Raw genomic sequence first — 11793 nt, forward strand, 5'->3', positions numbered from 1 at the left:
ACCCAGGATCGCCCCTCGCCGCCATTTTCCGTGGGCCGCCCACGATGCTGAACGACAGGCCGCCATGCTGAACACCAAGCCGAACTGGCCGATCCTTACCGTGATGGTCGGCATCAGCCTGACCGGCTGCAAGATCCTGCCGACGAAATCGGACGACGGCAACAACGCTGCCACCTTCAATCCAGACCAGATGGTCGAGGAGATATGGGCGGCAAAGGTCGTGCCCTATCTCCAGCAGAAAGCCGGAGCGTTTGCGCAGGTTCACACCCTGGCGACAACCGACCCAGCGGCTGCCGGCGCCAAATACGGCAATGCGAACAAGCAGGCGAATTCGCCTTGGACTTTCGCGGTTCGGCTGGAAGGCAAGATTATCGCGGCCAACACACAGTCGCGTGCGGCAACGGTCGACGTCGATGTCGACGGCGACGGCAAAGCCGATGCACGGGTGCAGATCGGACCGGCGGTGCGCGGTACCGCGCTGCGCGACAGCCTGGACTTCATCCAGTTCAACGACTTCACCAACCAGATCGACTTCGCCCAGTTCGGCAAGGCTTTCAACGCTTATGCCGACAAGACGGTGCTTTCCGAGCTGCCGCGCGAGGCGCTGGAAGGCCGCAGTGCCAAGGTGCTCGGCGCCTATACGCTGGGGAGCGGCCAGGACCTGCCGCTGGTGACGCCGGCGGAGGCAGAGATCGGGCCGAAGCCATGAGCGCGATCGCGGAGCGCGAAATCATTCTGAAGCTCGAGGACGTCTCCAAGGTCTATTCCGGCACCGTTGCGGTCAAGCGCGCCAATTTCGAGGTGCGCAAGGGCGCGGTCAACGTGCTGGTCGGCGAAAACGGCGCCGGCAAGTCGACGCTGATGAAGATCATCGCCGGTGTCGAACGGCCGACCGCCGGCCGCATCCTGCTGGAAGGCGAAGAGGTTTCCTTCTCGTCATCCGGTGACGCGGTGAACCGTGGCATCGGCATGGTGTTCCAGGAGCTGAACCTGTTCGGCAATATGAGCGTCGCCGAGAATATTTTCGCCACCCGGGAAATCACCAACCGCTTCGGCAAAATCGACCACGCGCAACAGGAAAACCGCGCTGCGGAATTTCTGGAACGCCTGCAGGCCGGCATCCGGCCCGACATGCTGGTCGAGGATCTGCGTATCGGCCAGCAGCAACTGGTCGAGATCGCCAAGGCGGTTTCGCTCGACGCGCGCATCCTGATCATGGACGAACCGACCTCGGCGCTGAGTGCTGCGGAAGTCGAGATCCTGTTCAAGGTGATCGCCGACCTCAAGGCGCGCGGCGTGGCCATCGTCTACATTTCGCACCGGCTCGAAGAGCTGATCCGCATCGGCGACTACATCACCGTGCTGCGTGACGGCCGCATCACCGGCCAGGAAGAGATGAAGAACGTCGACACGCAGTGGATCGTTCGCCAGATGATCGGCTCCGACGCCAAGGACTTCGCCAAGGCCGACGGCCATCTTCCGGGCGAAGAGATTTTTCGTGCCGAGGAGATCTGCCTGCCTCGTGCCACCGGCGGACTTGCCGTCGACCATGTCTCGTTGTCGCTGCGTGCCGGCGAGATCCTCGGCATATACGGCTTGATGGGCGCCGGGCGCAGCGAACTGTTCGACTGTATCATGGGCCGCCACGGCCATTCGACCGGCGACATCTTCATTGGCGGTAGAAAGGTCAAGGAGCGCGATACGACGCGGCGCATCCGGCGCGGGCTGGCGCTGATCCCCGAGGATCGCCAGCGCGAAGGGCTTGTCTCGATCCTTTCGGTCGCCAGCAATTTGACGCTGGCCAGCCTGTCGCGCTTTGCCCGCCTGTTCCACATCCGTGGTGCCGACGAAAGGCAGGCGGTGACGCAGGTGGTGCGGGAGTTGGCGATCAGGGTCGCCGACCCGGCGCAAGAGGTGTCGTCGCTGTCGGGCGGCAACCAGCAGAAGGTGGTGATCGGCAAGGCGCTGCTCACCGAACCCAAGGTGCTGTTGATGGACGAGCCCAGCCGAGGCATCGATGTCGGCGCCAAGGCCGACGTCTTCCGCACGATGCGCAAACTGTCGCGCGATGGATTGGGCATTCTCTTCGCCACCTCGGATCTCGATGAGGTGATGGCGCTGTCAGACCGCATTGCGGTGATGAGCAACGGAAAACTGACGGGCATGTTCGATCGCTCCGAGGCGACGGAGGCAGCCCTTGTCTCCGCATCGGCGCTTGGCCACGGACCAGCCCCACATACGGAGAGCACCGCCCATGACTGACATCCCAGCCAAAGCGGCCGCTCCCTCCGCTTCCAGCGGCTCGGTGCTGCTGACAGTTATGAAGCTCAGGACCTTCATTGCGCTGATCGCCGTGCTGATCTTCTTCTCGATCGCGGCGCCGAATTTCCTGTCGACCGCCAATCTGATCCTGATGTCGAAGCACGTGGCGCTGAATGCGTTCCTGGCGATGGGCATGACCTTCGTCATCATCACCGGCGGCATCGACCTTTCGGTCGGTTCGATCGTCGGCCTGTGCGGTATGGTGGCCGGGTATCTCGTGCTCAACGGCATCGACCTGCAGATCGGCTACACCATCTATTTCAACGTCTTTGAGATCGCGCTGATCACGCTTGCCGTCGGCATATTGATCGGCGCCGTCAACGGCTTGCTGATCACCAGGCTAAACGTCGCGCCGTTCATCGCCACGCTCGGCGTGCTCTATGTCGCGCGCGGCCTGGCGCTGCTGTCGTCGGATGGCCGCACCTTTCCCAACCTCGTCGGCAAGCCGGAGCTTGGCACCACCGGCTTCGGCTTCCTCGGGGCCGGTCGGCTGCTTGGCCTGCCGGTGGCGATCTGGATCCTCATCGTCGTTGCACTGGGAGCCGCCTATCTCGCCAAGTACACGCCACTCGGTCGCCATATCTTCGCCGTCGGCGGCAATGAACGGGCGTCGCGGATTTCGGGCGTCCGGGTCAACATGGTCAAGATGTTCGTCTATATGTTCTCCGGTTTCTGCGCGGCGATCGTCGGCCTGATCATCTCGTCCGAGCTGATGGCCTCGCATCCGGCGACGGGCGAAAGCTTCGAGCTCAACGCCATTGCGGCGGCGGTGCTTGGCGGCACTTCGATGTCGGGCGGCCGCGGTACGATCGGCGGCACCATCGTCGGCGCCTTCGTCATCGGCATCCTTTCGGACGGGTTGGTGATGATGGGCGTGAGTTCGTTCTGGCAGATGGTGATCAAGGGCCTCGTCATCATCGTCGCCGTCGTCGTCGACCAGGCACAGCGCCGGCTTCAGCAACGTGTCACCTTGATGCAGATGGCAAAGGCAGGCTGAGCATGGCGGAACTGCGGGGAGCGCTGATCGGCTGCGGCTTCTTTGCCGTCAACCAGATGCATGCCTGGCGCGACATAGCGGGCGCCTCGATCATCGCCATCTGCGACCGTGACCCGGAACGGTTGCGGATCGTCGGTGGCCAGTTCGGCATTGCGAAGCGCTATACCGATGCGGCGGACCTTTTTGCCGGCGAAAGCCTGGATTTCGTCGACATCGCCACCACCGCGCCCAGCCATCGTCCGCTTGTCGAAATGGCGGCCGCCCACCGCGTACCGGTGGTCTGCCAGAAGCCGTTCGCGCCGACGCTTGCCGAGGCAAAGGCGATGGTCAAGGCATGCGCGGAAGCCGGCGTTCCGCTGATGGTGCATGAGAATTTTCGCTGGCAGTCACCTATCCAGGCGGTGCAGACCGTGCTCGATAGCGGCGAGATCGGCACACCCTTCTTCGGGCGTATCTCCTTCCGCTCGGCCTATGACGTGTTTTCCGGTCAGCCCTATCTGGCGACGGGAAAGCGCTTCATCATCGAGGACCTCGGTATCCATATCCTCGATATCGCCCGTTTCCTGCTCGGCGACGTCTCGACCATCACGACACGAATCGCCCGCATCAATCCCGCCATTGCGGGCGAGGATGTGGCGACCATGCTGATGGACCACAAGAGCGGCGCAACCTCCGTGGTCGACTGCAGCTACGCGACCAAGCTCGCCACCGAGCCGTTTCCCGAAACGCTGATCGAGATCGATGGCAGCGACGGCACGATCCGGCTGGCGCAGGGATACCGGCTGACCGTCACCGGCAAGAGCGGCACGGCCGTCACCGACGTCTCGCCGCCGCTGCTGGCCTGGGCGTCGCGGCCCTGGCACAACATCCAGGAAAGCGTCGTCGCCATCCAGCAGCACTGGGTAGACTGCCTGGCAAAGGGCGTACAACCGGCGACCTCGGGCGCGGACAATCTCAAGACGTTCGCGCTGGTCGAGGCCGCCTATGCTGGGGCCGCGAGCCGGCAACCGGTGCAACTCGACGCCTCGCTGAAATGACCGCCGATACCTTCCTCCTTTACGGCACGCGCGTGGTCGAGGCCGAGCCGGTCAGGCTCAGCGCAGGCGCGCTCAGCGCCGACTTCGTCAACGGCAATCTGCGCACCATTCGGCATGGCGGCACCGAAGTGCTACGCGCCATCGCCTATATCGTGCGTGACCGCGACTGGGGCACCTATGAGCCAAATTTGATGGACCTGGTGATCGAGCAGGGTGCCGACGCTTTTTCGGTCAGCTATTCGGCAAGCTGCCTGGCCCCCGATGGAAACCGGCTCGGCTTCCGCGCCACCATCAAAGGCTCTGCCGACGGCCGTCTGGTCTTCGACGTCAGCGCCCTTCCCGAAAACGATTTCGAAACCAACCGCTGCGGCTTCTGTATCCTGCACCCGATCGCCGACCTCGCCGGTAGCCCGGTCATGGTCGAGCACACAGACGGCAGCGTGGTGGCGACGAAACTTCCCCAGCTGATCGACCCCTGGCAGCCTTTCAAGGATATCCGCGCCATCTCCCATCAGATTCGGCCTGGTGTCACCGCTGAGTGCCGGATGGAAGGCGATACTTTCGAAATGGAGGACCAGCGCAACTGGTCGGACGCCTCCTACAAGACCTATGTGCGGCCGCTGGTGCTGCCGTGGCCGTATGTGCTGCCTGCCGGCCAGCCCCTGCGCCAGACGATCAGCCTGCGCATCGCAGGTGAAGGCAAAGCGCCGGCTGCCGCAGTGGCCAGCGAACCGGTCAGAGTCGAACTCGGCGAGGCGGGAGCAAGGCTGCCCGATGTCGGCGTGATCATCTATCCCGAGGATGTCGAGACGGCGCTGGCGAACCTCTCCACGCTGGCGGCACTCGGCCCACAACAGCTGCTGTTTCACTACGATCCGACGCGCGGCCACGGCCTCGATGCCTTGCGCGCTTTCGCCCGGCTCGCAACTGCCTACGCAGCCGAAACAACCCTCGAATGCATAGTTGCCTGCGCTGGCGATCTTGACGCCGAGCTGTCCGGCGTCGCCGACCTGGTTCGCCGGGCCGGGCTGAAACTCTCGGCCATTGCCGTGTCGCCGTCGGTCGATCGGCAGTCGACGCCGCCGGGCAGCGCGTGGCCGGAATGCCCGCCGCTCGACGACGTTTATGCGGCAGCGCGGCGGGCATTCCCCGGTATCCGCCTCGGCGGCGGCATGTTCAGCTATTTCACCGAACTCAACCGCAAGCGCGTGCCGGCAGACCAGCTCGATTTCGTCACCCACTGCACTTGCCCGATCGTGCATGCCGCCGACGATCTCAGCGTCATGCAGTCACTGGAGGCGCTGCCTTTCATCACCCAATCGGCACGGGCAATCTTCGGGGCAAAACCCTACCGGATCGGACCATCGACGATTGCCATGCGGCAGAACCCTTATGGCGGAGCGACCAAACCCAATCCCGGGGGACAGCGCATTGCCATGGCCGACAGCGATCCGCGCCATGCCGGCCAGTTCGCGGCGGCTTGGACGGTCGGCTATGCCGCGCGCGTCGCAGCCGCTGGGCTGGAACAGCTCACGCTCTCCAGCTTCACCGGACCGTTCGGCGTGCTGGCGTCATCCGGAGAACCCGTCGCGGAAGGATCGCCCCGGCCGCTCTTCAGAGCCATCAAGGGGCTTTGCGAACTGGCCGGCCTTGCGCATGTGGCGGCAAGGACGAGCGATGAGACCAAGGTGCTGGCGCTGGCTGGACGCTCGGCCTCGGGCGACACTGTCGTGTGGCTGGCGAACCTGACGGCGGACGACGTGCAGGTCGACATTTCAGCTTTTGGCCGAGGCCATCTCGTGATGACGCCTTACGAGATCGTCCGGATCGACTGACGTTATTTTTCGGAGTTCATCACGTAGAGCGCGCGCGAGCGTTCTAGATGCTTGATCATCGCCTTCTCGGCGCCGTCCGCATCCTTCAGTTCAATGCGGCCTATGATCTCTTCGTGCTCGGTGAGCGTGAACTTTTCCTTGCCGGTCCAGATCAGCATTTCGGTGTGGTATTCCTTCAGCCAGCCGAGCATCGCCTCGCTGACGGCGACATAGATCGGGTTGCCGGAGATCGCGGCGATCTGTGTATGGAACTTCATGTCGGCGGAGATGAAGGCTTCGGAATCGCCGCGAAAGCCGCGCTGTTCGGCAACGGTGGCCCGCAGCCGCAGCACATCCTCGGCGGTGGCCTTTTCGGCGGCTTCCCTGACCATACCGCGCTCGAAGAAGATGCGCGCGGTCTTTAGGTGCTCCAGCGTGTCTTTCGATGACGACAGGATGATCTTGGCGGCGCCGTCGACCTGCTTGATGATCGACTTGGCGGTGAGTTGCAGCACCTTGGCGCGTTCGCCATGCGAGATCGCAACCAGCCCCATATTGCTCAGCGCCTGCATCGCCTCGCGGATCGCGGGGCGGCCGACCTCGAAGCGCTCCATCAGCTCGCGCTCCGAGGGCATGTCGTCGCCTGGCATCAGCTCGCCGCTGGTGATCAGGCGCTTCAGCCGCAAGAAGACCTCATCGGAAAGCTTGCGCCGGACAATCGGTTCCGAACGGTTCATCGCCGCGAATCACTCCCTTGACCCGGCCCTATCTAACACTGCCGCCACAATTCCCGGAATTGCCGTCTGTCGATCCCGCTGCCGGATATGACTTGCAATACTTATGTACTCATTATACCAGATTTGAAACACCAGTGAACCTTTTTCGAACGCCTCGGCTTGAGACAGCGGACCATGATCACCCTCACCTACCGCATCGAAACGCCTGGAAGCATCGAAGCGCTGGCGGCCAAGATCGCCAGCGATCAGTCCACCGGCACCTTCGTAGCGCTGCCCGGCGAGACCGAGGAACTGAAGGCCCGGGTGGCGGCGCGTGTGCTGGCGATTCGGCCTCTGCCCGATGCCGAGGGGCCGTCGCTTCCCAATGACGGTAAGGGGCCGTTCAGGCGCGCCGATGTCAACATCGCCTTTCCGTTCGATGCCATCGGCACCGACCTTTCGGCGCTGATGACGATTGCCATCGGCGGCACCTATTCGATCAAGGGCCTTACCGGGATTCGCGTCGTCGACATGAAATTGCCGGAGGAGTATCGCGGGGCACATCCCGGCCCACAGTTCGGTGTCGCCGGCAGCCGCCGGCTGACCAATGTGACTGACCGCCCGATCATCGGCACGATCGTCAAGCCGGCGCTGGGATTGCGGCCGCACGAGACGGCGGCAATGGTGGCGGAACTGATCGCCGCCGGCGTCGACTTCATCAAGGATGACGAGAAGCTGATGAGCCCGGCCTATTCGCCCCTGTCGGAACGGGTGAAGGCAATCATGCCGCTGATCCTCGATCACGAGCAGAAGACCGGGAAGAAGGTGATGTATGCCTTCGGCATTTCGCACGCCGATCCGGACGAGATGATGCGCAACCACGATCTGGTGGCGAAGGCCGGCGGCAATTGTGCTGTTATCAACATCAATTCGATCGGCTTTGGCGGCATGGCATTCCTGAGAAAACGCTCCGGCCTGGTGCTGCATGCTCATCGCAACGGCTGGGACATCCTCACCCGTCACCCCGGCCTCGGCATGGACTTCAAGGTCTGGCAGCAATTCTGGCGACTGCTCGGCGTCGACCAGTTCCAGATCAACGGCATCGCCTCGAAATACTGGGAGCCGGATGACTCTTTCGTCGAATCCTTCAAGGCGGTGACGACGCCGATCTTTTCGCCTGGGGACTGCGCATTACCGGTGGCAGGTTCCGGCCAGTGGGGCGGTCAGGCGCCCGAGACATATGCACGAACCGGCCGGACCGTGGATCTTCTCTATCTCTGCGGCGGCGGCATCGTCAGCCATCCGGACGGACCGGGCGCCGGCGTACGTGCCGTGCAGCAAGCCTGGCAAGCGGCGGTCGACGGCATTCCGCTGGCCGACTTCGCCTTGAACCATCCCGAACTGGCGCGGTCGATCGAAAAATTCGGCGACGGCAAGGCAGCCTGAGACGATGCAGGACCTGCTTCTCAGCTATTATGGCGACGACCTGACCGGCTCGACCGATGTCATGGAGGCGCTCGAGCTCGGTGGCGTGCCGACCGTGCTGTTCATGCGCCAGCCGGACGCGGCCCTGCTGTCCCGGTTTGGCCATTGCCGGGCGATAGGGCTGGCCGGCACCAGCCGCAGTGAGACGCCGCAATGGATGGACACGCATCTGCGCGATGCCTTCGCCTGGCTGAAGACGCTTAACGCCGAGATTTGCCACTACAAGGTCTGCTCGACCTTCGATTCCAGCCCGACGATCGGCAGCATCGGCCGAGCCATCGAGGTCGGCCGCTCGGTGTTCGCGCAGGATAGCGTGCCGCTGCTGGTCGGCGCGCCGCAGCTCAAGCGCTATACCGCTTTCGGCCATCTGTTCGCGGCCTATCGCGACCAATATTTCCGCATTGATCGCCACCCGGTGATGAGCCGTCACCCGACGACGCCAATGGATGAGTCCGATCTGCTGATCCATCTGTCGCGGCAGACGGCGCTGAGCTCCGGGCTGATCGATCTTGCGACGTTGCAGTCCGCGTCGCGGTCGGCGGCGTTCGATCGCCTGACCGGAAACGGCACCGCTATCGTGCTTGTCGATATCGACAATCTGGAAACGCAGGCTCTGGCCGGCAAGGAGATCTGGCGCGTTCGCGAGCCCGGCGGCTCTTTTGTCGTCGGCTCATCCGGGATCGAGTATGCATTGCTGGCCGAATGGGCGTCGAATGGCATCGTCAGCGCCGGACATGGCTTCACGCTACCGGGCGCAGCCGAGCGGATAGCCGTCGTGTCGGGCAGTTGCTCGCCGACCACCGAACGGCAGATCCGGCATGCCCTGACCGACGGTTTCGACGGCATCGAGGTCGATCCCGTCGATCTGGTTTCGGAGGCCTCACAGCAGGTGATCGCGCGCGTAACGGCAAGCGGCCGTGCCAGTCTGCAAGCCGGGCGCAGCGTCATCCTCTACACCGCGCTTGGCCCCACTGCCGACAGGGGCGCCGAAATCGACCGGGAGGAAGGCGCCCGCCACAGGCTTGGCCGCGGCCTCGGAGAAATCCTTCGCAACCTGACGGTGGAACAGAGCCTGCGTCGCGTGGTCATTGCAGGCGGCGACACGTCGAGCCACGCACTCGGCGAGATGGGTGTCGATGCCCTGACAATTCGCATGCCGCTGCCCGCTTCGCCGGGTTCCCCGCTTTGCGTTGCCCACTCGCGCGTCAAGGCGATCGACGGACTGGAGGTCGCGCTCAAGGGCGGCCAGGTCGGGACCGATCGCTATTTCTCAGCCATCCGCGACGGCCTCGGCGGTTGAAACAGCCAGCGCCTGCGTCCAGGTGCTGGCCGGTGGGAACATCTCAACGCGCGAAATACGCCTTGCCGGGTGGAAATCCCGGTAACACCCGGTATTATCTGCGAAAATGCCGAAGTCGGGAGGATGCCGGGTGCAGACCAAGAAGATCATCAACGATGGCAACCGCGCCGTCGACGAGATGCTGGAAGGCATCCTGGCAGCGCATCCCCGCCATCTCAAAAGCGTGGAGGGTAGCCCACGCTCCATCGTCGCCCGCGACGGGCCGCGCCAGGGCAAGGTGGGCCTCGTCATTGGCGGCGGCTCGGGCCATGAGCCAAGCTTTCTCGGCTTCGTCGGCAAGGGATTGGCCGACGCGGCGGCCATCGGAAATGTCTTTGCCTCGCCACCGCCGGACCCGATCCTCGAATGCGCCAAGGCGGTCAGCGGCGGCGCCGGCGTGCTGTTCATGTACGGCAATTATGCCGGCGACGTGATGAATTTCGACATGGCGGCCGAGATGGCGGCGATGGACGACATCGAGGTGCGCACGGTGCTGAGCACCGACGACGTTGCCTCGGCACCGCGCGACCAGCGGCACAAGAGGCGCGGTGTCGCCGGCAATTTCTTCATCTTCAAGGCGGCCGGCGCCGCCTGCGACCGGATGTTGTCGTTCGACGAATGCGAGCGCATCGCCGGCAAGGCCAACGACCACACCTTCACCATGGGCGTGGCGCTGTCGCCCTGTTCGCTGCCGCAGACCCGCCGGCCTAATTTCGAGATCGGTCCGGACGAGATGGAGATCGGCATGGGCATCCACGGCGAGCCCGGCATCGCGCGCGAAAAGTTGAAAAAGGCCGACGAGATCACCGACGAGATGCTGGACAGGATCCTCGACGAGATGGCGCCGGCGCGCGGCGACAAGGTCGCGGTGCTCGTCAATTCGCTGGGCTCAACGCCGCTGATGGAACTCTACATCATGAACCGGCGCGTGAAGCAGAGGCTCGATGAGATCGGTGTGTCCATCCACGCAAGCTGGGTCGGCAATTACTGCACCTCGCTCGAAATGGCCGGGGCCTCGATCACGCTGCATCGGCTGGACGGCGAGTTGCAGACGATGCTGGACCACCCCTGCGACTGCGCCATGTTTCGCGCCGGCTAAACCCACTTCTGTGGCAAGGACCAAGACATGACGACAATCGACACCGCCCGCCTTGTCGCGATGTTCGCGGCGATCGCAACCGCCATGTCCGCCGACAGGGACCGACTATGCGCGCTTGACGGGGTTATCGGTGACGCCGACCACGGCATCGCGATGGAGCTTGGATTTTCCGCTGCGCGCGATGCGGTGGCCGGACTGGACACCGCGGCGACCGATCCGACCACCTTGCTGAACACGGCGGCAAAGTCGTTCCTGAATGCGGTCGGCGCCTCCTCCGGTCCGCTCTATGCGACCGCGCTCATGCGCGCCGCGGCAGCCGTCAAGGGCAAGACGGCGCTCGACGACGCGGACGTGGTCGCCCTGTTCCAGGCCATGGCCAAGGGCATTCAGGATCGCGGCAAGGCAGAACCTGGCGAAAAGACGATGATCGATGCATGGGCGCCGGCGGGGCAAGCGGCGGGCGAAGCGCTGGCCTCAGGCAAGGATCTGGCCGCCAGTCTCAAGGCCGCCGCCCAGGCGGCAGAGACAGGCGCGGAAGCGACCAAAGCGATGGTGGCCACCAAGGGCCGGGCATCACGCCTCGGCGAACGTTCGCTTGGCCATATGGATCCGGGCGCTGCGTCCGCCGTCACCGTGATCGAGGCGATGCGGACCGCCTTGACCGACTGATCATCAGCGGACTTGCCGCGTCTTTCAGCGCTTGGCGTCGAGCTTGTCGACGGCCTGCACGTTCGCGGCAGATGGGCCATTCGGATCAAACTCGGAGGCAAGCCATGCGTCGGCGATCGATTTCGCCAGTTCGGGACCGATGACGCGGGCGCCCATGGTGATGATCTGGGCGTTGTTGGACTTGGCGGCGCGCTCCGCGGAATAGGTATCGTGGGTCAACGCGGCGCGAATGCCCGGCACCTTGTTGGCAGAGATGCTGACGCCGATGCCGGTGCCACAAAACAGGATGGCCCGGTCGTAGTTGCCGTCCAGGAT

Annotated in this window: 11 protein-coding genes; 9 read left to right on the top strand and 2 right to left on the bottom strand. The window is 64.0% G+C overall.

Features of this window, described 5'->3' with window-relative positions:
- Positions 1-64: 64 nt before the first annotated feature.
- The 5 genes from EN932_RS16980 to EN932_RS17000 are packed head-to-tail and all read left to right on the top strand — an operon-like array spanning position 65 to position 6191.
- A complete protein-coding gene (locus EN932_RS16980) occupies positions 65-709 on the top strand; it encodes a DUF2291 family protein (protein WP_127368381.1) in 645 nt (214 codons plus the stop codon).
- Positions 706-2262 (top strand): sugar ABC transporter ATP-binding protein, encoded by a 1557-nt coding sequence (locus EN932_RS16985; RefSeq protein ID WP_127368380.1) that lies wholly within the window; start codon positions 706-708, stop codon positions 2260-2262. Before EN932_RS16980 ends, EN932_RS16985 begins: the two co-directional genes overlap by 4 nt.
- The gene (locus EN932_RS16990; RefSeq protein ID WP_024502456.1) at positions 2255-3319 is read left to right on the top strand and encodes an ABC transporter permease; all 1065 of its coding nucleotides are present in this window, start codon (positions 2255-2257) and stop codon (positions 3317-3319) included. Before EN932_RS16985 ends, EN932_RS16990 begins: the two co-directional genes overlap by 8 nt.
- Positions 3320-3321: 2 nt before the next feature.
- Positions 3322-4356: a Gfo/Idh/MocA family oxidoreductase gene (locus tag EN932_RS16995; RefSeq protein WP_127385013.1), complete on the top strand. Its 1035-nt coding sequence runs from the start codon at positions 3322-3324 to the stop codon at positions 4354-4356.
- The gene (locus tag EN932_RS17000) at positions 4353-6191 is read left to right on the top strand and encodes a hypothetical protein (protein ID WP_127369349.1); all 1839 of its coding nucleotides are present in this window, start codon (positions 4353-4355) and stop codon (positions 6189-6191) included. The genes EN932_RS16995 and EN932_RS17000 overlap by 4 nt, the downstream gene beginning before the upstream one ends.
- Before the next feature lie 2 nt (positions 6192-6193).
- On the opposite strand, the gene EN932_RS17005 is transcribed toward EN932_RS17000, so the two are convergent.
- The gene (locus EN932_RS17005) at positions 6194-6907 is read right to left on the bottom strand and encodes a transcriptional regulator NanR (RefSeq protein ID WP_127369350.1); all 714 of its coding nucleotides are present in this window, start codon (positions 6905-6907) and stop codon (positions 6194-6196) included.
- 174 nt (positions 6908-7081) lie between these two features.
- Between EN932_RS17005 and oiaX the strand changes: the two genes are divergently transcribed.
- From oiaX to dhaL, 4 genes are all read left to right on the top strand, one after another.
- Positions 7082-8332: a 3-oxo-isoapionate-4-phosphate decarboxylase OiaX gene (gene oiaX, locus EN932_RS17010; protein WP_127369351.1), complete on the top strand. Its 1251-nt coding sequence runs from the start codon at positions 7082-7084 to the stop codon at positions 8330-8332.
- A gap of 4 nt (positions 8333-8336) precedes the next feature.
- Entirely contained in the window at positions 8337-9671 is a 1335-nt protein-coding gene (locus EN932_RS17015) for a four-carbon acid sugar kinase family protein (RefSeq protein WP_127388297.1), read from the top strand.
- Positions 9672-9801: 130 nt separating this feature from the next.
- Positions 9802-10809: a dihydroxyacetone kinase subunit DhaK gene (locus EN932_RS17020; RefSeq protein ID WP_127370306.1), complete on the top strand. Its 1008-nt coding sequence runs from the start codon at positions 9802-9804 to the stop codon at positions 10807-10809.
- A 27-nt stretch (positions 10810-10836) separates the two neighbouring features.
- On the top strand, positions 10837-11478 hold the full coding sequence (dhaL, locus tag EN932_RS17025; protein WP_127370307.1) for a dihydroxyacetone kinase subunit DhaL: 642 nt from the start codon (positions 10837-10839) through the stop codon (positions 11476-11478).
- Between the two features lie 24 nt (positions 11479-11502).
- Here the strand turns inward: dhaL and EN932_RS17030 are convergent.
- Positions 11503-11793: RpiB/LacA/LacB family sugar-phosphate isomerase (locus EN932_RS17030; RefSeq protein ID WP_128368928.1), on the bottom strand; the 291-nt coding region annotated here is incomplete at its 5' end.

It is taken from the genome of Mesorhizobium sp. M7A.F.Ca.US.002.01.1.1 (genome assembly GCF_004022955.1).
GTDB lineage: Bacteria > Pseudomonadota > Alphaproteobacteria > Rhizobiales > Rhizobiaceae > Mesorhizobium > Mesorhizobium ciceri.